The organism is Changchengzhania lutea, from assembly GCF_006974145.1.
Taxonomy (GTDB): Bacteria; Bacteroidota; Bacteroidia; order Flavobacteriales; family Flavobacteriaceae; genus Changchengzhania; species Changchengzhania lutea.
In genome coordinates this window covers 3,185,682-3,209,540 of record NZ_CP039456.1, presented here as the reverse complement: position 1 = coordinate 3,209,540, position 23,859 = coordinate 3,185,682, and the positions used below count along the sequence as shown (strand labels likewise).

Annotated in this window: 25 protein-coding genes and 1 pseudogene; 19 read left to right on the top strand and 7 right to left on the bottom strand. The window is 35.5% G+C overall.

What is annotated here, in order from left to right:
• Window positions 1-295: 295 nt before the first annotated feature.
• The 3 genes and pseudogenes from FAF07_RS14420 to ytxJ all read right to left on the bottom strand — a co-directional run bounded on the left by FAF07_RS14420 (window position 296) and on the right by ytxJ (window position 3,134).
• On the bottom strand, window positions 296-2,071 hold the full coding sequence (locus FAF07_RS14420) for a DUF885 domain-containing protein (RefSeq protein WP_142785769.1): 1,776 nt from the start codon (window positions 2,069-2,071) through the stop codon (window positions 296-298).
• A 145-nt stretch (window positions 2,072-2,216) separates the two neighbouring features.
• A pseudogene (tnpA, locus tag FAF07_RS14415) lies at window positions 2,217-2,651 on the bottom strand (IS200/IS605 family transposase).
• A gap of 93 nt (window positions 2,652-2,744) precedes the next feature.
• On the bottom strand, window positions 2,745-3,134 hold the full coding sequence (gene ytxJ / locus FAF07_RS14410; RefSeq protein ID WP_142785768.1) for a bacillithiol system redox-active protein YtxJ: 390 nt from the start codon (window positions 3,132-3,134) through the stop codon (window positions 2,745-2,747).
• A gap of 201 nt (window positions 3,135-3,335) precedes the next feature.
• Here ytxJ and clpB point away from each other — a divergent pair, with 201 nt between their 5' ends.
• The 3 genes from clpB to FAF07_RS14395 all read left to right on the top strand — a co-directional run bounded on the left by clpB (window position 3,336) and on the right by FAF07_RS14395 (window position 7,633).
• Complete coding sequence (clpB, locus tag FAF07_RS14405) at window positions 3,336-5,945, top strand: ATP-dependent chaperone ClpB (RefSeq protein ID WP_142785767.1); 2,610 nt, start codon at window positions 3,336-3,338, stop codon at window positions 5,943-5,945.
• A gap of 443 nt (window positions 5,946-6,388) precedes the next feature.
• Window positions 6,389-7,072 (top strand): deoxyribose-phosphate aldolase, encoded by a 684-nt coding sequence (deoC, locus tag FAF07_RS14400; protein WP_142785766.1) that lies wholly within the window; start codon window positions 6,389-6,391, stop codon window positions 7,070-7,072.
• A 156-nt stretch (window positions 7,073-7,228) separates the two neighbouring features.
• Window positions 7,229-7,633 (top strand): hypothetical protein, encoded by a 405-nt coding sequence (locus tag FAF07_RS14395; protein WP_142785765.1) that lies wholly within the window; start codon window positions 7,229-7,231, stop codon window positions 7,631-7,633.
• Between the two features lie 143 nt (window positions 7,634-7,776).
• On the opposite strand, the gene FAF07_RS14390 is transcribed toward FAF07_RS14395, so the two are convergent.
• Window positions 7,777-8,430 carry an OmpW/AlkL family protein gene (locus FAF07_RS14390; RefSeq protein WP_142785764.1) on the bottom strand — a complete coding sequence of 218 codons (654 nt, stop codon included), beginning with the start codon at window positions 8,428-8,430 and terminating at the stop codon, window positions 7,777-7,779.
• Window positions 8,431-8,594: 164 nt separating this feature from the next.
• Between FAF07_RS14390 and deoC (FAF07_RS14385) the strand changes: the two genes are divergently transcribed.
• Genes deoC (FAF07_RS14385) through FAF07_RS14370 form a run of 4 tightly spaced genes read left to right on the top strand, consistent with a single transcriptional unit; the run spans window position 8,595 to window position 11,046 of the window.
• On the top strand, window positions 8,595-9,260 hold the full coding sequence (deoC, locus tag FAF07_RS14385) for a deoxyribose-phosphate aldolase (RefSeq protein ID WP_142785763.1): 666 nt from the start codon (window positions 8,595-8,597) through the stop codon (window positions 9,258-9,260).
• A gap of 3 nt (window positions 9,261-9,263) precedes the next feature.
• Window positions 9,264-9,962 carry a purine-nucleoside phosphorylase gene (gene deoD / locus FAF07_RS14380; protein ID WP_142785762.1) on the top strand — a complete coding sequence of 233 codons (699 nt, stop codon included), beginning with the start codon at window positions 9,264-9,266 and terminating at the stop codon, window positions 9,960-9,962.
• 7 nt (window positions 9,963-9,969) lie between these two features.
• Window positions 9,970-10,509, top strand: a complete 540-nt coding sequence (locus tag FAF07_RS14375; RefSeq protein WP_142785761.1) for a GNAT family N-acetyltransferase — start codon at window positions 9,970-9,972, stop codon at window positions 10,507-10,509.
• 15 nt (window positions 10,510-10,524) lie between these two features.
• Window positions 10,525-11,046 (top strand): phosphoglycerate mutase family protein, encoded by a 522-nt coding sequence (locus FAF07_RS14370; protein WP_142785760.1) that lies wholly within the window; start codon window positions 10,525-10,527, stop codon window positions 11,044-11,046.
• On the opposite strand, the gene FAF07_RS14365 is transcribed toward FAF07_RS14370, so the two are convergent.
• Both FAF07_RS14365 and FAF07_RS14360 read right to left on the bottom strand, forming a co-directional pair.
• On the bottom strand, window positions 11,047-11,787 hold the full coding sequence (locus FAF07_RS14365; protein ID WP_142785759.1) for a DUF6503 family protein: 741 nt from the start codon (window positions 11,785-11,787) through the stop codon (window positions 11,047-11,049).
• 199 nt (window positions 11,788-11,986) lie between these two features.
• The gene (locus FAF07_RS14360) at window positions 11,987-13,525 is read right to left on the bottom strand and encodes a YifB family Mg chelatase-like AAA ATPase (RefSeq protein WP_142785758.1); all 1,539 of its coding nucleotides are present in this window, start codon (window positions 13,523-13,525) and stop codon (window positions 11,987-11,989) included.
• Between the two features lie 101 nt (window positions 13,526-13,626).
• Here FAF07_RS14360 and FAF07_RS14355 point away from each other — a divergent pair, with 101 nt between their 5' ends.
• The 12 genes from FAF07_RS14355 (at window position 13,627) to FAF07_RS14300 (ending at window position 23,027) form a co-directional block, all read left to right on the top strand.
• Window positions 13,627-14,805, top strand: a complete 1,179-nt coding sequence (locus FAF07_RS14355) for a molybdopterin molybdotransferase MoeA (protein WP_142785757.1) — start codon at window positions 13,627-13,629, stop codon at window positions 14,803-14,805.
• Between the two features lies 1 nt (window position 14,806).
• On the top strand, window positions 14,807-15,145 hold the full coding sequence (locus FAF07_RS14350) for a winged helix-turn-helix domain-containing protein (RefSeq protein WP_142785756.1): 339 nt from the start codon (window positions 14,807-14,809) through the stop codon (window positions 15,143-15,145).
• 44 nt (window positions 15,146-15,189) lie between these two features.
• Window positions 15,190-15,537 (top strand): four helix bundle protein, encoded by a 348-nt coding sequence (locus FAF07_RS14345; RefSeq protein ID WP_142785755.1) that lies wholly within the window; start codon window positions 15,190-15,192, stop codon window positions 15,535-15,537.
• 52 nt (window positions 15,538-15,589) lie between these two features.
• Entirely contained in the window at window positions 15,590-16,330 is a 741-nt protein-coding gene (locus FAF07_RS14340; protein WP_142785754.1) for a sulfite exporter TauE/SafE family protein, read from the top strand.
• On the top strand, window positions 16,331-16,915 hold the full coding sequence (gene mobA, locus FAF07_RS14335; protein WP_142785753.1) for a molybdenum cofactor guanylyltransferase: 585 nt from the start codon (window positions 16,331-16,333) through the stop codon (window positions 16,913-16,915).
• The gene (locus tag FAF07_RS14330) at window positions 16,899-17,132 is read left to right on the top strand and encodes a MoaD/ThiS family protein (protein ID WP_142785752.1); all 234 of its coding nucleotides are present in this window, start codon (window positions 16,899-16,901) and stop codon (window positions 17,130-17,132) included. The genes mobA and FAF07_RS14330 overlap by 17 nt, the downstream gene beginning before the upstream one ends.
• 73 nt (window positions 17,133-17,205) lie before the next feature.
• The gene (gene moeB / locus FAF07_RS14325) at window positions 17,206-18,288 is read left to right on the top strand and encodes a HesA/MoeB/ThiF family protein (protein ID WP_142785751.1); all 1,083 of its coding nucleotides are present in this window, start codon (window positions 17,206-17,208) and stop codon (window positions 18,286-18,288) included.
• Between the two features lie 62 nt (window positions 18,289-18,350).
• The gene (locus FAF07_RS14320) at window positions 18,351-18,794 is read left to right on the top strand and encodes a molybdenum cofactor biosynthesis protein MoaE (protein WP_142785750.1); all 444 of its coding nucleotides are present in this window, start codon (window positions 18,351-18,353) and stop codon (window positions 18,792-18,794) included.
• Window positions 18,795-18,839: 45 nt separating this feature from the next.
• Window positions 18,840-19,205: a four helix bundle protein gene (locus tag FAF07_RS14315; protein ID WP_142785749.1), complete on the top strand. Its 366-nt coding sequence runs from the start codon at window positions 18,840-18,842 to the stop codon at window positions 19,203-19,205.
• Window positions 19,206-19,228: 23 nt separating this feature from the next.
• Window positions 19,229-20,140, top strand: a complete 912-nt coding sequence (moaCB, locus tag FAF07_RS14310; protein ID WP_142785748.1) for a bifunctional molybdenum cofactor biosynthesis protein MoaC/MoaB — start codon at window positions 19,229-19,231, stop codon at window positions 20,138-20,140.
• Window positions 20,141-20,226: 86 nt separating this feature from the next.
• Window positions 20,227-21,234, top strand: a complete 1,008-nt coding sequence (moaA, locus tag FAF07_RS14305; protein ID WP_142785747.1) for a GTP 3',8-cyclase MoaA — start codon at window positions 20,227-20,229, stop codon at window positions 21,232-21,234.
• A gap of 128 nt (window positions 21,235-21,362) precedes the next feature.
• Window positions 21,363-23,027, top strand: coding sequence for an ABC1 kinase family protein (locus tag FAF07_RS14300; RefSeq protein ID WP_142785746.1), 1,665 nt, complete (start codon window positions 21,363-21,365; stop codon window positions 23,025-23,027).
• Between the two features lie 238 nt (window positions 23,028-23,265).
• Here the strand turns inward: FAF07_RS14300 and FAF07_RS14295 are convergent, their stop codons facing one another.
• Window positions 23,266-23,856: a DUF4202 domain-containing protein gene (locus FAF07_RS14295; protein WP_142785745.1), complete on the bottom strand. Its 591-nt coding sequence runs from the start codon at window positions 23,854-23,856 to the stop codon at window positions 23,266-23,268.
• Window positions 23,857-23,859 lie beyond the last annotated feature (3 nt).

Here is a 23,859-nt window from a genome sequence, read left to right as displayed (position 1 = left end):
AATATTAGGGGTTAGTTATTAACATTATGGCTAGATAATAACGAGATAGAATTTGTCTTAGATTTTTATTATTGATTTTAAAAAGCTTGCAATAAAGGCATTCGCTAGGACTTTTACTTAAAATAGCTCCCAAATATAGGCATACTTGATAAAGTTTTCCATGAAAATACCCCTTCCCTAAAAACTAGAATGAGATGTCAAAAACCTGACATATAGAACTTTACATCTTTATAAAAGGGTTTAGAAAAAGAATAAATAGATAGATTCTATCTGATGGTATTTTTAACCACATGCATTATTCACTGCTAGCAATCCAATTGTCAATTTTATTTTCTAATAATTGTAGTGGAATACAGCCTGTTTCAAGAACCTGATTATGAAACTCTCTAATATCAAATTTATCACCTAAAACCTTTTCTCCTTTAGCTCTTAACTCTCTAAGTTTTAACTGACCAATCTTATAAGATAATGCCTGTCCCGGATTAGCCATATAGCGCTCAATTTCACTAATCACATCACTTTCAGATTCTGCTTCATTTTCTAAAGAATATTTTATGGAGGCCTCTCTTGTCCAGCCTTTAGCATGCAATCCGGTATCCACAACTAACCTAATGGCTCGGTGCATTTCAGAACTCAGCATCCCAAAATATTGATAGGGATCCTTGTATAGTCCTAATTCCTTTCCCATAGATTCGGTGTACAAAGCCCACCCTTCTCCATAGGCACTATACCAGAGTGTTTTTCTGAAACTTGGTAACACATCGCTTTCTTGAGCTAGGGAAATTTGAAAATGGTGACCAGGTATAGCCTCATGAAGAAATAAATCTTCTTTATCAAAAATATTATATGCCAATACATCAGGAATTGGAGTAAAGAATATTCCAGGTCTACTGCCATCTAAAGACCCTGAATTGTAATTTGCAGCGGCAGATTTCTCCCTAAAAGGTTCTGTACGTCTTACTTCAAACGGTGTTTTGGGTGTGTATTTAAATAACTTAGCTATTTGGGGTTTCATAACTTCGTACATGCTATCATAAAAAGCAATAACCTGCGAGCGTTCTTTAAAGGGCATTAATTCCTTTTTAGTTCTCACGTGATTAAAAAAAGCATTTAAATCGCCAGTAAAACCAACTTCTTTTTTCACCGCTTCCATTTCTGAACGAATTCTTTCTACTTCGCTTAAACCTAAATTATGAATCTCATCGGCGGTCATTTCCGTTGTGGTATACTTTTTAATTTGATGTGCATAATAGGCACCCCCCAATGGTGTACCTGTAATACCGCTAGACCCTCTACCCGCTGGCAAATAATCATTCATTAAAAAATCTACCATTTGTTTGTGAGCAGGTATAATTTTATTGGTAACCATATCGGTGTATGCCTTGGTAAGTTCTTCTTTTTCCTCAGTGGTAAAGGTTTCAGGAAAATTATTTACTGGTGCATAATATAAATTATCTTGTATATCGTCTTTTGCTAAACCTTTAAATTGGGGAATCACCTTCACTATTAATGAAGATGGTAATACATAACCACTTTCTATTCCTTTTTTCATATTATCCTGAGCAGATGCTAACCAAACTAAATAGGCATCAACACGGGTTAACCAATTTTTATAATCCTCTACCGTTTTAAAAGGCTGCGCATTGGTAGCGCCTGCATACTGATTAAAATCTAGGTTTTTAGACCACATTTGATCTATTGGCATTAAATCCTTCTTAAACGCTAAGGCTTCAAGATTAATGTCACAATCCCATTGCAAAACAGCTTTACTCATTTTTTCTGTTTCACTTAATTGAGATTCATCAATACTATCTAACGCGTTCCTATACTTAGTGTAATACGCCTTTTTCTTGGCTTTGTAGGCGTCAGATAAATAATTAGGGAATTGGTCATTAAAACGGTTGTCTCCTGCGTTGGTAGCGACTACGGGGTTTAATTCATAACCTTCTATACTATAATCTTCTAACAATTGTTCAAAATCCAATGTAGATTCTGAGCTCTCATTTTTACTTTCTTGCTTACACGACACAAGAAATGTTAGTACCATACTGAAAAACAATATCTTATTCATAATTCCATTTTTGGTTTAAAACCTAAATATATGAATAAAGTAAATGAAATTGCCCAAACTTTATAACACTTAATTGAAAGGAAATAAACCACTATGGACTGGAAGTCCATAGTTTTAAACAAAAGAATGAAATTCTTTCTTAACATTACTCTAATATCCAGTTGCCTTTTTCCGAATTGGGCTTATCCTTGTGATGCTCAAGATATTCTTGAACCATCTCATCTGTTATCTGACCTGTACTCCATACACCATAACCAACAGCCCAAAAATGACGACCCCAATACTGTTTGCTTAACTTCGGGAATTCCTGTTGTAAAAGACGAGATGAACGACCTTTTAATTTCTTTACCAAAACGCTTACACTCAATCATGGTGGGTACTCAAAGTGCATATGAATATGATCTTTACTTACAACTCCCTTTAATATATGGACATCCTCAGAATTACATATCTGTATCAACAAATCTCGACAGCGATTTTGAATATCACCTTGTAAAACGGCATAACGATATTTTGTTGCCCAAACTAGATGACAACTTAAATTACTTATCGAATGTGAATTCTTGCGGTAGTTTGACATACAACAAAACTAAAACATTTATAGAAACTAAAGTAACTGCAATGAAATTGCAGGGTTTTAACCTTTAACTTGATAATAAAACAGGGATGCTACTTAAACAAACTTGCCCAAATCCAAATCATTAATTTGCCCATGAGAGGCATGCGCAACGGAAACACCATTTTTAATAATCAATAGTTGTGGAGACTCGTGCATCACTTGAAACTGCGTCCCTACATGGTGAGACACATCTCGATAGCTAATTAAATCTAAGTAGTACAGATCTAGATCATTTTCGGTTAAATCATACCCATCCACAAATTGATTCATCACCATACGACTAATACCGCATCGCGTAGAATGTTTAAATATCACTTGGGTTTTGGTAAGTGATTTGCTAGCGATAGCATCTAATTGAGAAGTGGTGTTTAAAGCAATCCAAGGCAATATTTTTTCTTCTTTTGGCTCAGAAGAAGAGCCAAACATTTTTTTTATAAAACTCATAATAGTCAATCTTTTATTAGGGTATTACAAAGTAGTCAAAACAATTTTGAATTACTTACAAACTGACTAAAAGTCACGTGATTTATTGATTAAAACGACATTTTGTCTCTCATAAAACCGTGGTAAGATTATTGACCATTACTTACCAAATTGAAAGAAGTTAACACTTTCCCGTTTACGGGAATCAAAACATAAAATAACATGAATTTAAATAATTATACCATAAAATCTCAAGAGGCGATACAGCAAGCACAGCAGCTTGCTCAAGGTTTTGGGCATCAACAAATTGAAAATGAACATATTTTTAAAGGCATTTTTGAAGTTGATGAAAACGTATTGCCTTTTATCCTTAAAAAGCTGAATGTAAACGTTTCTATCTTAGAACAGGCTCTAGATAAACAACTGGAAAGTTTCCCAAAAGTATCTGGTGGAGACATCATGCTCTCAAGAGATGCAGGCAAAACTTTAAACGAAGCCTCTATTGTTGCCAAGAAAATGAAAGATGAATTTGTTTCTATTGAGCACTTGCTTATTGCGGTATTTAAATCCAATAGCAAAATAGCACAGATGTTAAAGGATCAAGGCATTACTGAAAAAACACTAACGGCAAGTATTAATGAGCTGCGCAAAGGCGAAAACGTGACCTCGCAAAGTCAGGAAGAAACCTATAATGCACTCAATAAATATGCAAAAAATTTAAACCAATTAGCAAAAGACGGCAAGCTCGATCCCGTTATTGGACGCGATGAGGAAATTAGAAGAATCCTTCAAATTCTATCAAGACGAACAAAAAACAATCCCATTTTGGTGGGTGAACCCGGTACGGGAAAAACAGCAATTGCTGAAGGATTAGCGCACAGGATCATTGATGGAGACATTCCTGAAAACTTAAAAGACAAGCAAATTTTTGCATTGGATATGGGCTCTCTTATTGCGGGCGCCAAATATAAAGGAGAGTTTGAAGAGCGCCTAAAAGCCGTCATTAAAGAAGTAACTACTAGTGATGGTGATATTGTTTTGTTTATAGATGAAATACACACCCTAGTTGGCGCAGGTGGTGGACAAGGCGCTATGGACGCAGCCAATATTTTAAAACCGGCGTTAGCTAGAGGAGAACTTCGCGCTATTGGTGCCACTACTTTAGATGAATACCAAAAGTACTTCGAGAAAGACAAAGCGTTGGAGCGTCGTTTTCAAAAAGTGATGGTGGATGAGCCTGATACAGAAAGTGCCATTTCTATTCTTAGAGGGATTAAAGAAAAGTACGAAACACATCATAAAGTTAGAATTAAAGATGAAGCGATTATTGGAGCTGTAGAATTATCACAACGGTATATCACCAACAGGTTTTTACCAGATAAGGCCATTGATTTAATGGATGAAGCCGCTTCAAAATTACGTATGGAAATCAACTCGAAACCTGAGGAATTGGATGTTTTGGATAGAAAAATCATGCAATTAGAAATAGAAATCGAAGCTATAAAACGCGAAAAGGATGAGACCAAGTTAAAAGCATTGCGATCAGATTTGGCCAATATTAAAGAAGAGCGTAATGAAATTTTTGCAAAATGGAAAAGCGAAAAAGAAGTGGTTGACAATATTCAAAATACAAAACAGGATATTGAAAATTATAAGCTGGAAGCAGAACGCGCAGAACGCGAGGGTAACTATGGAAAAGTAGCAGAATTACGTTATGGTAAAATAAAAGAAGCCCAAGAGCAGTTAGAAATACTTCAAAAAGAATTGCAAGAAAATCAATCGGAAAGCTCTTTGATCAAAGAAGAAGTGACTTATGATGATATTGCTGAAGTGGTGGCAAAATGGACAGGCATTCCTGTTACTAAAATGATTCAAAGTGAACGCGAAAAATTGTTAAAATTAGAAGATGAATTGCACAAACGTGTGGTGGGTCAAGAGGAAGCTATCGTAGCCGTAAGTGATGCTGTGAGACGTAGTCGTGCGGGCTTACAAAATCCAAAGAAACCCATTGGCACCTTCCTGTTTTTAGGAACTACTGGGGTAGGTAAAACCGAATTAGCCAAAGCATTGGCAGAATATCTGTTTGATGACGAAAGCGCCATGACGCGTATTGATATGAGTGAATATCAAGAACGTCATGCCGTGAGCAGATTGGTCGGCGCACCTCCAGGATACGTGGGTTATGATGAAGGTGGACAATTAACGGAAGCCGTGAGACGCAAACCTTATTCTGTCGTGCTACTTGATGAAATTGAAAAAGCACATCCAGATACATTCAACATCTTATTGCAGGTTCTAGATGAAGGACACTTGACGGATAATAAAGGGCGTATTGCGGACTTTAAAAACACGATTATAATTATGACTTCAAATATGGGAAGCACCATTATACATGAACGATTTGAAGCCACAAAAAATGTCGATTCGGCTATAGAGGCCGCAAAAGTAGATGTTATGGCTTTATTAAAACAGACCGTACGTCCTGAGTTTTTAAATCGTATTGATGACACCATTATGTTTACACCGTTAAGTAAAGAAAACATAGTCGAAATTGTTGGTTTACAGTTAAAAGGAATTACCAAAACGATTGCACAACAAGGCATTACCTTTGATGCAACGGCAGAAGCCATTGCGTATTTAGCAGCAAAAGGCTATAATCCCGAATACGGTGCACGCCCAGTAAAACGTGTTATTCAAAAGAAAGTCTTAAATGCTTTGAGTAAAGAAATTCTCTCTGGCAAGGTCTCCACAGATAGCATCATACTTTTAGATGCGTTTGATGATACCTTGGTTTTTAGAAATCAGAGCGATTTGGTTACTGAAGAAATTTAACATATAATCATGTAACATTTAAGAATAAAACAAGTCTATATATTGGTTGGTTAGTCCTACTGAAAAGTAGGCAAATTAAAGGCAGCGACATTCTAAAAAGAGTGCCGTTGCTTTTTTTTGCACCAGGCTCATTAAATCTTTCCTATTATTTGTCTTATTTAACCCTGCTTGATTCCATTCAAACCGTTCATCGGATAAACTGTTAAACCTATGCCACATTGCAATATTTTAAAAATCAATGAGTTAACTCTTTAGAAAAATGATTTTTAAATTATTAATAGTTTGCATTCATTTTTAATTTACTTTTTAATCCTATTTTAATGAATAATTTAATAGATTAGCTTTAGTACAAGCTCCCGTTTTACTGCATTAACCTAACCCAATTAGGCTAATTTTTTTGTTGTAGTAAAGCAAGAATTAACCCGAAAACCTACTTATTAAGAATGAATATTTCAAAACATATAGACCTCACATTACTTCAATCTACTACCACAAATCGTGATATCATTGATCTTTGTTATGAAGCAAAACAAAGTGATATGCGCACCATATGCATTAACAGCTCATACGTACCTCTTGCGACCGAATTATTAAAAGACTCTAATATCAAGGTCTGCACTGTAGTGGGATTTCCATTAGGTGCCACGACTACACAATCAAAAATCTATGAAGCACAAGAGGCTATTGAAAATGGTGCTGATGAAATTGAAATGATGATTAATTTAGGGCATTTAAAAAGCACAAATTATGTAGCTGTTTTAAAAGATATCACCGATGTTAAATTAGCCATTGGAGCCATCCCGCTAAAGGTCAATATTGAAATTTCTGAATTGACTAAAAATGAAATAATTAAAGCCTGTGAGATTTGTGTTGATGCCAAAGCCCAATTTATTAAAACATCTAGCGGTTTTTCCAAAAGTGGTGCCACACTAACTGCTATCAACATTATGAAAAAAACACTCAAAGGGCGAGCTGGAATTGAAGCTTCTGGGGGTATTAAACGCTTGAGTATCGCTTCAAAATATATTGAAGCTGGAGTGAGCAGAGTAAGCATTTCTTTTAAGGACATTAATTTTTCTAAGAAACGTTTTAAATTGACATCCGAATTATTAGAAGTTAATGTCTAACTTTCTATAGTTTCAATTTTACAGAAAGTCATTCACGTCAAGCATATGTGCATACTTACTGATATTTTTTTAAGCTTTTTCGTATTCTTTCAACACTTTAATAATAATTAATATAATTATCTTTGCAAACGCAAAAACTAATTAATTGATTCGCTTATGGGCATGTTCCATTATTATAGTTTACCAAATTCTGAAATATTCATTTTTGATGAATTTTTAATCGCTCAAATTCGTGAAGGCGTGACTATTCAACCTGAGCATAATGAAAAGTTGAATGACATTATTGAACGCCACTTTTCAGAAAAGAATATGGTGTATATCTCAAATCGGGTCAACTCTTACTCGGTTAATCCACTCGTATATAGAGAGACAGAAAAAATTCCTAATTTGGTCGCTATTGCGATAGTTCCCGAAACATCAATGATGCGTGAGAGTGCAGAATACGAACAGAAATTTTATGAAAAGCCCTATGAGATTTTTGATACCTTAAGTGAAGCTGTGCAATGGGTCCAATCTGTTTTACAAGAGTTGAAAGATTTTAAAAACAATGGAAATAAATAATTATATAGGCCACACAGTCTTAAAAGACTTTGCCACAAAAGTAACCTTACTTTTTTCAAGTTTATAAATTCATTTAAAAAACAAAAAAGCTAAACAAACCCAAAGATTTTGTTTAGCTTTTTTATGGTATACTGTGTTTTAAACTAAAACCTCATTCCAAATCCGATACCAGCTATAAATGGGTTAATATCAACATCAGCCACAACAGTAGCTCCTAATGCCGAAGTAGCATTAACCGTAGCATCGGTATTTAACAGCAAGTATTTTGCATCAATATTAATAAACCAGATATCGTTTAAATCAATATCAAAGCCCATTTGAAAAGCAAACCCTAAAGCATTATCGTAACTCACTCTGTCTGCCACTGGCCCTGCACTTTCATTATAAAATAAAGTGTAATTTAAACCTGCACCAAAATAAGGATGTACAACATCTCCATCAAAATGATACTGTAATGTAAGTGTTGGTGGTAACAACCAAACATCTCCTAAGGGAATATCTCCAGCAGCTGTTGAAATAGCTTTAACATCGTGCTTTGAAGTGGCCAAAATTAATTCAGCAGCTAAATTTTTATTAAAAAAATAGGTGAAATCTAATTCAGGAACATAAGCGTTTGATATTTGCACATCACCTCCAATAACCGGAATGGTTGCAGATTCGTTTGGAACTATAGCAATAGCACGTAATCTAACTTGCCATTTGCTAAAACCCATAGTTGGATTGGGCTCATTCTCTTGTGCGCTAACTGCTGTAAAAATAAAACACATAGCTAAGACTGTAAAAATTGTTTTTTTCATGATTTATTAGTTGTAATTTATAGCGAAAATAGTACTCAACAAATGATAAAAAACTGACATAAATCATAGTTTAAAAATAAATTTTATGCGCATCTTAGTATTTTATAAATTGTTAGTTATTAATCCGTTTTTATTTAAAAAATAAACTTAATTTTAGCATTGCTATGAAACTTTTAAACACCTATATAGACCACACACTCCTTAAACCAACAGCTACAAAAAACGATATTATTAAACTTTGTGAAGAAGCTAAAGAATATAAGTTTTTCTCTGTTTGTGTTAATAGTTGTTATGTGGCGTTAGTAAAATCTGAATTAAATAATAGCCCTGTGAAAGTATGCAGTGTCATTGGGTTTCCATTGGGTGCCATGAGTACCCAAGCGAAAGTTGAGGAAACTAAATCAGCGTTAAGTCACGGTGCTGATGAAATTGACATGGTGATGAATATTGGACTTTTAAAAAGCAAAGATTTTGACGGGGTTTTAAACGATATTCAGGCTGTAAAAAACAGTATGCCAAATCAAACTTTAAAAGTCATTTTAGAAACCTGCTATCTGGATGATCTCGAAATTATAAAGGCCAGTGAACTTGCTATACAGGGCGGTGCCGACTTTATAAAAACCTCAACTGGTTTTGGGACGCGTGGTGCCAGCATTCACGATATCAAACTTATGAAAAGTGTTTGTGACAACTCCGTTAAAATAAAAGCATCAGGCGGCATAAAAGATACCCAAACGGCCTTGACATATATTAACCTTGGCGTACATCGCTTAGGCACCTCATCAGGGATAGCTATTGTTAGCGGAACAACTTCAAATTTAAATTATTAAATAATGAGTATACATATTGAGGCAAAAAAAGGCGAGATTGCAGAAACCATTCTGTTGCCAGGAGACCCATTGCGTGCCAAATGGATTGCTGAAACTTTTTTTGAAAACCCAGTGTGTTTCAATACAGTAAGAGGGATGCTAGGCTATACGGGAACCTATCAAGATAAACCCATCTCGGTTATGGGCACAGGTATGGGCGTCCCTTCCATATCCATTTATACGCATGAATTAATCACTGAATATGGGGTTAAAAACCTAATTCGCGTCGGTAGTGCAGGCTCTTATCAAGCACATGTAAAAATCAGGGATATAGTTTTAGCTATGGCTGCGTCATCAAATTCTGGTGTTAATGAGTTGCGTTTTGGTGGCGCTGATTATGCCCCTACCGCAAACTTTGAATTATTTCAGAGAGCTATAGAAGCTGCTAAATCTAAAAACATCCCTATAAAAGCGGGTAATGTATTTACTTCTGATGAGTTTTATGCAGATGATTTTGAGTCGTATAAAAAATGGTCCAAATTCGGCGTACTTTGTGTAGAGATGGAAACGGCGGGTTTATATACCGTGGCAGCCAAACATAAAGTAAACGCTTTGACTATTTTAACTATTTCAGACTCTTTAGTCACTGGTGAACGTACGACGAGGAAAGAACGGGAAACCACCTTTAAAGGGATGATAGAAGTCGCCTTGGAGCTCGCATAATCGCACCATGATTTCTATTTCAAATGATTTACACTTAGACCCCATGACCATAGATCATCATGGGCAATTAGTTAAGCTCATGAACCGCATCTATCCGCCAGCGTATAAGCATCTATGGAAAGATGAAGATTGTAGATGGTATTTAAATGAATCCTTTTCGAAAGAAAATTTACTACAGGAACTCAAAACGCCTCACACCGATTATCATTTTGTGATGTATAAGAAGGAATGTGTTGGTATCATCCGTGTTCAGTATCATACCGTATTAAGTGATTTTCCCGACATGAAAGCCACATTTATCCATCGTATTTATCTTAGTGAAGCGGCTCAAGGCAAAGGCATTGCAAATAGCTTACTCGATTGGATTGGAAACCAAACCAGAATACATAACGATGATTTGATTTGGTTAAAAGCCATGGATACCCAAGCACAAGCGCTCAAATTTTATAAAAAACAGGGGTTTAAAAAAATAAATAGTCTTAAATTAGACTTTAACTTAATCCATGAGCATTTACGAGGCATGGTTGTAATGTATAAAATGCTTTAAAATCAACATTCTATTATGAAACTCATCACACTACTTTATCTACTTATTTTTACAGCTTGCGCAGATTCTAAAAAAAACCCTGAATCCACTGATAACGATACGCTAACCTCGACCTATTATTTTATCAGGCATGCTGAAAAGGATCGCAGTAATCCTTCTAACGACAATCCTAACCTTTTAGAAATAGGCGAGCAACGTGCCGAACGTTGGAGTAAAACCTTTGAAGGCATAGACTTTGATGCCGTATATGCCACAAACTTTAATAGAACCCAAGCAACGGGAATGCCAACAGCTAAAAAAAACAATCTGCAACTGACTATTTATGACCCCAATAATATAGATGTTGAAAAATTTCTTGAAGACACTAAAGGTAAAACCATTTTAGTGGTTGGACATAGCGATAGCACACCAAAATTTGTGAATACTATTTTAGGTGAACAAAAACACGAAGCCATCGATGATGACAACAATGCCAATTTGTATAAAGTTACGATTAATGGAGACACAAAAACATCTGAACTTACGGTAGTAAACTGATCAATTTACGGTAACATTTTTCAGCTCAATTTTAGAAAGCAATCCCAAGGCATCAGCTTTGAATAACGAGTCCAGGTTTTCTAAAGTGGCATATTCTGTTTTTGGTCTGTAATTATTATAATCAACAAACCGAATCCCGTTTACAAAACGTTCATTAAAGGCCTCACGAAACCGCAAGCCAACACCATCATTTTCATTATAGGAATACGAGACGTAATTGGTTTTAAAAGACTTATTATCAATATAATACATAAAAACGTCTTCAAAATCCTCACCGCCACCTTCTTGATTAAAAGTCACCTTAATTTTATAATACACCTTATTTTTAATCAACACTTTTCCCTGTTTGGTTTTATTCACTGCTGGTACATTTAAACCGAAAGGCAGTACCGAAAAATAATGTACCGAATTCACTGAACTGGAATATCTGGGAATCATGGAATCTGCCACTTTAACCACACTATCATTTAGCATACGTTGAAACCCGTCGTTTGAAAGCACATCTCTTATGACTTGTAATGAATCTTTGGTAATACGTTCCAATTGAAACTTGCCGTGATCTCTATAGGCTTTATAGTGCCTGTCTCTAAAATCGAATGAAATCGTACTGTTCTCAAAACGGTCACCACCAGAAACTTCAATGGCTTTATCGACAATCTCTTGAGCGGTGAATGGTGTGTCTTTTTTACATCCAAATAGAAACAATGAGACTAAAATAAAAAGTGTTACTGTACTGCGCATGAATTTGTTTTTAAACTGTGTCGAGATTAGGTTAGAAAGATAACAAGAAGATGATAAAAAATCTTAAAAATGATGGATATATCTTTTGAAGATTAGCATTTATTATCTCTTACAACTATCCTTCAGATCATTTTAGATGCTCGCGCTAGCAGCTATTTATAACTGCTAACTTGAATATTCCTGCCTCCACAGGAATTGGTTATCCCAACCAACCCTCTCTATCCAAGCTTCTATATTGAATGGCTTCACTAATGTGTGAGCCATTAACCACGTCAACACCTTCCAGGTCGGCAATGGTTCGAGACACTTTTAAAATACGATCATAGGCCCGTGCTGAAAGATTTAGACGTTCCATAGCGGTTTTTAGGAGTTGCTTGGAGGCGTCGTCTAAAAGACAATATTTCCTAATTTGCTTGGTATTCATTTGCGCATTGTAATGTACGGCATCAGAATCCTTAAAACGTTTGGTCTGAATTTCTCTGGCTTTAGTTACTCGTTTTCTAATATCAACCGAGGTCTCCCCTTTTCGGTCATCCGACAGTTTTTCAAAAGGAACCGGCGTCACTTCAATATGGATATCAATACGATCTAACAAGGGGCCGGAAATTTTACTTAAATAGCGTTGCATTTCCGCAGGGCTTGAAGTTACCGGCGCATTAGGGTCGTTAAAATAACCTCCCGGACTGGGGTTCATACTGGCTACCAACATAAACGAGGATGGGTATGTTACGGTAAACTTAGCCCGAGAAATAGTGACTTCCCGATCCTCCAAAGGTTGGCGCAACACTTCTAAAACACCGCGTTTAAATTCAGGCAATTCATCTAAAAACAAAACACCATTATGTGATAAGGAAATCTCTCCCGGTTGTGGAAAAGCGCCCCCACCAACAAGTGCCACGTCACTTATCGTATGATGCGGACTTCTAAAAGGGCGTTGTGCCATTAAGCCCGTATGCGCTTGTACCCTACCCACTACGGAGTGAATCTTGGTGGTTTCTAAAGCTTCATGTAAGGTCATGGGTGGTAAAATGGATGGCAAACGTTTGGCTAACATAGTTTTTCCCGCTCCCGGAGGCCCAATTAAAATAATATTATGTCCGCCTGCAGCCGCAATTTCCATGCACCGTTTAATACCCTCTTGTCCCTTAACATCGGAAAAGTCATGTTCTGGGAAATCCAAATTTTTATAAAATTCCTTACGCGTATCGATAACCGTACGATCAAGAGCTTCCCCTTTATCAAAATAGTGGATTACCTGTTTGATATTATCAACACCATAAACTTCAAGACCGTCAACAATGGCCGCTTCCTTTGCATTTTGGACAGGTAAAATAAAGCCTTTAAAACCTTCTTCCCTTGCTTTAACGGCAATGGGCAATGCGCCACGAATAGGTTGTAAACTACCATCTAGTGATAGTTCACCCATGATCAAATAGCGATCTAAATCTTCAGCTTGAATTTGCTTTGATGCCGCTAGAATACCAATGGCTAAAGTTAGGTCGTAAGCAGAACCCTCCTTTCGTAAATCGGCAGGTGCCATGTTGATGGTAATCTTTTTTCCTGGAATTTTATAGCCATTATTTTGAAGAGCGGCAGCAATACGATAGTTGCTTTCTTTAATGGCATTATCGGGCAGTCCAACTAAATGGTAGCCAATACCGGAATCTACATTCACTTCTACGGTAATGGTTGTGGCTTCCACCCCAAATACGGCACTACCAAAAATTTTCTTAAGCATATAATTGGTTTAAAGCTTAAATGTAAGAAATGTATTTTATATAATTGAATCCGTAATTCTAAGAATTTTCGTTATATTCGTATAGATATAACGATTGATTTATGATTAGCATTCAAGACGCTATAAACCATGTAAAAGCTAACAGCAAACCGTTGCATAAAAGCACCATAAAAGCTGTTGAAAAAGCGGGCAGTTATATTTTAAATGAAGACGTCTACGCACTAATAAACATGCCACCTTTTAGACAATCGGCTATGGACGGATATGCCTTAAATTTACAGGATGGTTTAACATATCATCTTATTGGAGAAGTGAAAGCCGGTGATCATTTTCAACCGATTTTAAAAAAAGGAGAAGCAGTTAGAATTTTTACAGGCGCTCCCGTTCCTGATACGGCAAACGCTGTTATGATGCAGGAACGTGTTAAAACAGATGGCCATACCATATCTATCGAGCATCAATTATCTGATGGTCATAACATTCGTCCGATGGGAGAACAGGTTAAAAAAGGCGATTTGGCATTAAAAAAAGATACAAAATTAACGCCTGCCGCCATTGGGTATTTAAGTTCATTAGGTATAAAGAAAGTTTCTGTTCGTAAAAAACCAGTGATTGCTATAGTCACTACAGGCAATGAATTAATTGAAGCTGGACAACCCTTGGCCTACGGAAAAATATATGAAAGCAATTCGAAAATGCTTTTGAGTGCGCTCTACAGTCTTAAATTTTATGATGTCACCATTCATAAAGTGGAAGATGACTATGAGAAGACACGCTCTAAATTACAAGAGGTTATTGATAACCATGATTTGGTGATTATCACCGGTGGGATTTCTGTTGGCGATTATGATTTTGTTGGGAAGGCACTCACCGATTTACAAGTTGAAGAGATCTTTTACAAGGTAAAACAAAAACCAGGAAAGCCCCTATTCTTCGGAACAAAAAACAATACGCATATTTTCGCACTACCAGGAAATCCTGCAGCAGCATTGACTTGCTTTTATATTTATGCCTATATCACATTGCAAAAAATGATGTATCATGATACTGTTGAACTACCGCGAATTAAAGCAAAATCAATGTCTAATTTTATAAAAAAAGGCGATCGACCACAATTTTTAAAGGCTGTTTATTGTGATGGACATGTTGACATTTTAGAAGGACAAAGTTCTGCCATGCAACAAACCTTTGCCATATCGAATGCCTTGGTTTTTGTACCGGAAAACGTAGAGCATATCTCTAAAAATGATACCGTTGAAACGATTCTATTACCTGTTTAATATGAGTTATAAAATTAAAAGCAGAATCTGGATTGAGTCTAAAGAGCATGTACTTTTAGGAGAAGGCCGTGTGCAGCTTTTAAAGGCCATAGGAGAAACAGGCTCACTTTCTAAGGCAGCTAAATCCTTGGGCTTATCCTATAAAAAAGCATGGCATCTTATAGATTCAGTTAATAAAACGGCGATAAAGCCTGTGACTATAAGTAGTACGGGTGGAAAAGGTGGTGGTGGTGCCGAATTAACCGATTATGGAAAAGCACTCATTATTGCATTTGATGAAATCAATAAGAATTGTTGGGCGTTTTTGGATAAGGAACTGGAAAAAATAAAACAGTTATAAGTGCACTAAAGTTACAACTATTTAAAGTGCCTAAAATTCAAATTATGGAGAACAAGGATTTTGCAAAGAAACTGGAATATCGAACAAGGCAATTTGGAATATCGATTATCAAACTATCGACTAGCTTACCCAACACGATTGAAGGAAACGTTATTCGCAACCAAATTACAAAGTCTGGTACTAGCATTGGGGCAAATTATCGTGAAGCAAATAGATCTCGGAGTAAAAGGGATTTCAAAAATAAAATATCTGAAAGTGAAGCTAGTGAAACTGAATATTGGCTGGAAATAATTAAAGATTTTAATGGGCTAAAAAATGAAGTATTGAATTCGACAATGAATGAAGCAAAAGAACTTTTAGCACTTTTTACTTCTATCTCAAACAAACTTTAGGCACTTATAACTTTAAATACTTTAGGCACTTATAACTTTAGGCACTCAAAAAATGTTACAAAACGAAAACATATACTTTTTTTTACTTATCCTACCCATAGTCTCATTTTTATATTCTAGTGTGGGTCATGGTGGTGCGAGTGGTTACTTAGCCCTTATGGCTTTATTTTCGTTTGCGCCAGAAAGCATGAAACCTACGGCCCTACTTCTTAACCTTTTTGTGGCTGGAATTTCGTTCTATTACTATTATAAAGAAGGCTTTTTTAATAAAAAAATGTTTCTGTATTTTGCCATAACATCCATTCCATTCGCCTTCTTAGGAGGTACTTTAGAAGTTGATGCATCGCTATATAAAAAAATTCTTGCTGTTTTATTGGTATTCGCTATTCTAAAAATGTTGAATGTATTTGGAAAGGAAAGTGATTCTGTAAAACAAATTAAACTGTGGCAAGGTTTGGTAATTGGAAGTGTTATAGGATTCTTTTCAGGTCTTATTGGTATTGGTGGCGGTATTATATTAACCCCCGTAATCCTGCTATTCCATTGGGGCAAAATGAAAGAAGCCGCAGCAGTGTCAGCACTGTTTATTTGGGTAAATTCAGCTTCTGGCCTAATTGGTCAATTGAGCAGCGGCGTTATATTGGAAAAAGAGTCTTTTTTACTGGTTGCCATTGCTGTTGTAGGCGGTGTTTTGGGCGGTTATTATGGTAGTAAAAAAATCAACAATCAAAAACTCCGTTACATGTTAGCGTTTGTATTAGTGATAGCTTGTGTTAAATTATTCTTTGCATAAATGATTAAAAAACACAACATAACGGGCATTATACTAGCCGGAGGAAAAAGTTCCCGAATGGGAACAGATAAAGGATTTCTGTTATTTAAAAACAAGCCATTTATTCAGTATAGTATCAACGCACTAAAGCCTTTAACAAATGAAATTCTTATTGTTTCAGATAACCCAGATTATGATAAATTTGGTTTAAAACGTATCAATGACATAACCAAAGATACGGGTCCTATCTCAGGCATATGTTCAGGATTGGTAGCCTCATCAACAGCATATAACTTAATTTTGAGCTGCGACATTCCTCTGATTAATTCAAACATATTACAAAAATTAGTGGATGCTATTGATGATGAATCAGAAATCATCCAAATTGAGAGTAACGGTAAAACCATGCCACTCATAGCGGTATACCATAGATCCTGTAAAGATAAATTTTTAATCTTGTTACAGGGAGATGAAAGAAGATTAAGAGTGGCGGTAAGAACTTGTAAAACAAAAAATATCATTTTAAAACAAGAAAACACCACGTTTACAACAAATGTAAATACCAAGGAAGAATTAAAATTAATTGAAGATGTACATAACCATTAAATATTTTGGTCAAATAGCAGAATTGACGCAAATGGAAGAAGAATCTTTAGAGTTTTCAGGTACTTTAATTTCTGAGCTTTTAGATCTGTTATATTCAAAATATAACCTTTTAAAATCGAAAGATTTTCAAGTCGCACAAAATCAGGAATTGGTTTCTATTGAAACTGAAGTTACAGGGAAAGACATTGCTTTATTACCACCTTTTGCGGGAGGATAATTATCAAAATAGTGGATTCGTTTAGTCGTTAAATCGGTTACACAAATCAATAAACAAACAATTATAACGACAAGTGAGTAGATACAACAGACATATCATTTTATCAGAAATCGGGCAAGCTGGTCAAGATAAACTCTCCAATGCCAAAGTATTGGTTATTGGTGCAGGTGGATTGGGCTGTCCCATACTACAATATTTAGCGGCTGCAGGAATTGGGACTATTGGTATTATCGATTTTGATACTGTTGACATTTCAAACTTGCAACGACAGATTTTATTTGGAACATCATCTTTAGGAAAAAATAAAGCATTAGCTGCAACAGAGCGTCTAGAAGACTTAAATAACAGTATTTCCATTTTGGCATATCCTAAAAAGCTAACACATAAAAATGCCATTGATTTGTTCAATAACTACGATATTATTGTTGATGGATCCGATAATTTTGAAACCCGCTACCTAATTAACGATGCTTGCATAATTACAAATAAGCCTTTAGTATTTGGAGCGATTTACAAGTTTGAAGGACAGGTTTCGGTATTCAACTATAATAACGGCCCAAGTTACCGCTGCCTCTTTCCAAATCCGCCCAAAAAGAACAGCATCCCAAATTGTTCAGAAATTGGAGTGTTAGGTGTGCTGCCCGGAATTATAGGTAGCATGCAAGCCAACGAAGTTCTAAAAATGATATTGGGAATTGGCAAGGTGCTTTCAGGGCAATTATTCTGTTATAATGCATTAACGTTTCAAAAATCGATTTTGAAAATTAATAGATCTGAAGAAACAATTCTATCGGTTATAAAGGACAAAGAAAACTTTCATAAAAGGGCGTTGGACTTTAATTGTGAAATTCATTCTGTTTGCATTGAAGATTTTCTGTCTGAAGAAAACATTCAATTTATTGACGTTAGAGAAGCGCACGAACAGCCCAAAATTGAAGATTTTCCCATTACATATATTCCATTGAATCAATTAGAAAATAGTTTAGACAACATTGATGCGACAAAAAAGAAAGCTATTTTTTGTCAATCGGGAATACGAAGTAAACGCGCGGTTGAAATTTTACAAGAATTAGATATTCAAAACTGTTTCAGTATTAATGAAGGCGCTTCAGAAATAATTGAATCCTACAAGGTTTTTAAAACCTTGCAGGAATAAAACCATTAAAGAACAACCTACAAGGTTTAACCAACCTTGTAGGTCTAAAACAATAAAAGACAATGAAAGATAAAAAACCAAAGAACGTATTTCACCAAGGTGCTATTTCTTCTGAATTTATTGGAAAATCTATATACAAACATCAAACAAAAACGAGCATAGGCGCTCACAACATATTTTTAGGACAAGTACGTGCCGATGTTATAGAAAACAAAACAGTAGCCGCCATAACATATACAGCTTATGAGGATATGGCCAATCAAAAATTTCATGAAATCAGGGAAGCTGCTTTTGAGAAATTTGAACTTATTTGTATGCATATCTATCACAGTTTAGGAACCGTGAAAGCTGGAGAAATTTGCCTATTTGTATTTGTATCCTCTCCAAGACGAAAAGTGGTTTTTAAAGCTTTGGAATATATAGTTGAAGAAATAAAAGCACATGCGCCTGTTTTTGGAAAAGAGATATTTGAAGATGATTCACATCAGTGGAAAATAAACACATAATTGTTTTGTTTAATCGTGGATATGTTTAATTGTTAAATCGTAAAAATGCCGTACACATTTTCATTTGAAAAACTAAATGTTTGGATTGATTCTAAGGAATTAATAAAACTCATTTATATCATAACAAAAGATTTCCCTAGTGAAGAAAAATTTGGGTTAACAAGTCAACTTAGAAGAGCATCAGTTTCTATTGCTTCAAATTTAGCTGAAGGCACATCAAGAAAGACCAACAAGGATAAAGCGCATTTCACAACACTTTCTTTTAGCTCATTAATGGAAGTTTTGAACCAAATTATTATTGCAAGGGAATTAAATTTTATAGACAAGAATAATTATCAAATACTTAGAACAGAAATTGAAAAGATTTCTAACAAGCTTAATGCATTACGAAAAGCACAGTTAAACAAATAAACGATTTAACGAATCAACACATTATGGTCGATATCACACACAAAGCAACAACATTAAGAACCGCAGTAGCCCAAGCCATTGTAAAGGTTAGTAAACCTGAAACGATTACTGCTATTCAAACCGATACTGTCCCAAAAGGGAACGTATTCGCCATGAGCAAAGCGGCAGGATTATTAGGGGTAAAACGAACACCAGATATTCTACCAGACTGTCATCCCTTACCTATTGAATTTACCAGTGTAGAGTACGATATTAATGGATTGGAAATTATCGTTTTATTCACTGTAAAAACCATTTATAAAACAGGTGTTGAAGTTGAGGCGATGCATGGTGCCAGTGTGGTGGCATTAAATATGTACGATATGCTTAAGCCAATTGATAAAGGCATCGAAATTCACGCTATAAAACTATTGAACAAAAAAGGTGGCAAATCTGATTTCAGGGACCGTTTTAGAAAAGATTTAAAAGCAGTCGTTATTGTGTGTTCTGATACTATTGCGGCAGGACATAAAGAAGACAAAGCTGGAAAGGCAATTATAGAGAAATTAGAATCCTGTGATGTAAAAATTGAAGATTATATTATTATCCCTGATGAAATTCATGATATTCAAGAAAAAGCAAAAACGTTTCAAGAACGCGGTGTCGATTTAATTATTTACACCGGTGGAACAGGGCTTTCCGGACGTGATGTAACTCCAGAAGCGTTGCTACCATTATTGGATAGAAGAATACCTGGCATTGAGGAGACCATTAGAAGTTACGGACAAGACCGAACGCCATTCTCCATGTTATCAAGAAGTGTCGCTGGCACTATAAAAGACACCTTAATTTTGGCCTTACCAGGCTCAACAAACGGTGCCAAAGAATCTATGGATGCTATTTTTCCATCAGTTTTACACATTTTCAGAATTCTACAAGGTGCTAGACATGATTAGTTGGTTGTTGGTTCTTGGTTCTTGGTTCTTGGTTCTTGGTTCTTGGTTGAAAATAATAAAAAAAGGGACAGGTTTAAATTAAAAAAATGAAAGATAATTCAGAAATTTTAAGGGATGCATATGGTAGAGACCATGCTTATTTACGTATTTCATTGATTGAGCGCTGCAATTTGCGCTGTTCCTATTGCATGCCTGAAGCAGGGGTGCCACTTTCTCCTAAAAGTCACTTGATGACTTATGAGGAAATTTACGATATAGCAAAAATCTTTGTGAAACATGGGGTGAATAAAATTAGACTTACAGGCGGCGAACCTCTAATTAGAAAGGACATTCCAATCATTTTAGAAAAATTAGCCGCTCTCCCCGTTGAGTTATCCATCACTTCAAACGCTGTAATTATTCATAAATTTATTGATGTTTTGAAAGAAAATGGTGTAAAAAGTATCAATGTAAGTTTGGATTCTTTAGACAGAGCGAAGTTTAAACAAATTACACGTAGAGACCAGTTTGATATTGTTTATAAAAACATATTACTTCTAGTTAAAAAAGGATTTAACGTGAAAGTAAATGCTGTTTTAATGAAAGGTTTTAACGATAATGAAATTATAGATTTTATTAATTTCACTAAAGATTTACCAATTTCTGTTCGCTTTATTGAGTTTATGCCCTTTGATGGCAATAAATGGGATCTGAGTAAAATGGTGTCCTATGCTGAAGTCATGAATTATGTTAATAAAACTTTCACCGAAGATAAAATTGAACGTTTACAGGATGCGCCAAACGACACGTCCAAAAACTATAAAATAAAAGGCTACAAGGGTAGTTTCGCAATCATCAGTTCGGTTACCAATCCATTTTGCGATTCGTGTAACAGGTTACGTTTAACGGCAAACGGTCAATTAAAAAATTGTTTGTTTTCTGCAACGGAATCTGATTTATTGACCACGCTCCGAGCAGGAAAATCTATTGAGCCTGTTATTCAAAAAGCAGTGCAAGCCAAATTAAAAGTGCGAGGCGGCATGGATACTTTAGCAAAACTTCAAGAACCAAAATTGCACAATAACAATAGAAGCATGATTACTATTGGGGGCTAGCGCTTAACTGGACTGTTTTTACTATTTATACTTCGTTTGGTTTGAGTTAATTATTGTTCCATTAACAACAAACGAATTATAGGTTTCTTGTAACTTTATCTTAATATTAATTCAACAAAACCACAGCCATGTCAATATTACCAGAACGTATAGAAAGATACCGTAAATTCTTTAGTTTCATTATTAAGTATTATAACAGCGACCTAGTTAACTACGCTTCAGACAAAGCCATGGATAACGAGGCATCAGAAGATAACACCTATGATATAGACCCGAAAGATTTTACCAATGATCTTAAAAGTATGGGGCCAGCATATATAAAATTGGGGCAACTGTTATCTACCCGACCAGATTTATTGCCGAAAGCGCATCTAATGGCACTTAGTGAATTACAAGACGATGTTGACCCTATAGATTTTAAAACGGTTCATGATATTTTTGAAGAAGAGGTTGGCACTAGAATTTCGAAAGCCTTTGAATCTTTTGACGAAGAACCGCTTGCGAGCGCTTCTATAGGACAGGTTCATAAAGCACGGTTGCATTCTGGAAAATTGGTGGCCGTTAAAATTCAAAGGCCAAATGTTAGGGAGAAATTTCTGTCCGATTTGGATACCTTAAAAGAGGTAGCAGACTGGTCTGTAAAACATTCAAAAGACGCTAAAAAATATAATGTTGCCGAATTAATAGAAGAATTGCGGTTCACTTTATTAAAAGAATTGGATTATAAAGCGGAGGCCCAAAATTTAATCTTGCTAAGAGAAAACCTAAAGTCATTTCAGCGTTTGCAAATTCCAGAGCCCATTTTAGACTATTCTACATACAAGGTGCTCACTATGGAGTACATTGAAGGCAAAAAGGTAACAGAAATCAATCCCTTAAGACGAATTGAAAACGACTTGACGCCTTTAGTGGACGATTTGGTAAAAGCTTATTTAAAACAAGTCATTGTTGACGGTATAGCGCATGCAGACCCGCACCCTGGTAATATTCATATTACCAAATACAATAAATTGGCCTTGATGGATTTGGGTATGGTCGCACAGTTTCCTGAAAATTTACAAGAGCACATTTTACAACTTATGATTGGCCTAAGCAAATATGATAGTGCCGAAGTCATAAGAGTTGTATTAGAAATTAGTACTTACGACAAAACTACGGCAGATATTGACAGTTTCGAGAAAAGCATAAGCAGGCTTTTGTTGGAAAATCAAAATAAAACTGCGGAAAGTATGCAAACCGGTCGATTTATTATTCAAGTGAATCGTATTGCGGCTATGAACAACATTAAATTACCGGTAGCGCTTAATATGCTTGCAAAAATACTACTCAATCTAGATCAAATTGTCGCTGCTTTATCTCCCGATTATGATATCAATAAGACCATTAGAGGTTATATTGAAGAGTTAATGCATAAGAAAATGACCGATGAAATGAAACCCGAAAATCTGTTTAATGTAGCATTGGAAACGAAGAAATTAGCTGAAAAAATGCCAGAACGCCTAAACCAAATATTTGATAAGTTGGCGAACAATACATTTGAGATGAAGGTGAATGCCATTGACGAAACCCGTTTTACGGATGCTTTTCAAAAGGTGGCGAATCGTATCACTTTAGGTATCATTATAGCCTCAATGATTATTGGTGCTGCTATGCTTATTAAAATTCCAACATCGTGGACCATTCTTGGATATCCAGCACTTGCCATTTTACTTTTTCTTGCGGCTGCACTAATAGGATTCTATGTCATTTATCAAATTATGGTCAAAGACGAAAATTTTAAGAATAAAAAATAATTTTTCATTTCGACAGTTCCGATAGCTATTAGAAGAAGCATGAGCAACGAGAAATCTCATAAAGTAAGGCTAGCAACTCAAAACCTAAATTGCAACTTTACTTATTTTTTTAGCCCTGATAGAAACGGCATCCTTTTTTGAGGCACGAGAAAAAGATACAATGAATAGTAGGTATCAGCTACATAAAAATTTAAGAATATTTTATCACAACCTTCTTTTCAAGGTAGGAGTGCTATTGCTATTGAGATTCAAGCGCAGCTTTTACAAGCTTAAGTTCTTTATCGGAATACTTGATATTAAGTGCCGCTTCATGACCTTTTTTAGACATTTTTTTCCAGGTTTTCCTTAAAATATCTATAACCTTATCGTCGTCATGTTTTACCGCGAAATCTCCCAAGTAATACTCTAAAAACACTAGACAAATCACATCTTCAAGTGTTTGGGATTCTTCATCTTTTTTAATCTGCTTTTTGTTGATTAAAAAAGACACGCGCTTTATAAATTCTTTTTCATAACCCACAGTATTTAAAATATCAGCGGTTAGTTCTGCATGCATTTTCTTTAAGGTTTCTCGCCATTTCAAATAGCCTACTCTTGTCATGGGATAGTCCTTTCTAGGAATTTGCCATCTGCAAATATGTTGTGCCCGAGCCGCAATTTGTAGCGCCTCAGAAGGATTTGTTTCAAAACCTAAAAGTGTTGTCGTCATGCGTTGTGAGTATAACAACTCTTTTGGATAGATATTTCCATCAACGGTAACCTGATTTGGATCTTTTTGATTGTATTCATCTATCAATACAATAGCTCGCTTAAATTTAGATTCTTGCATAGT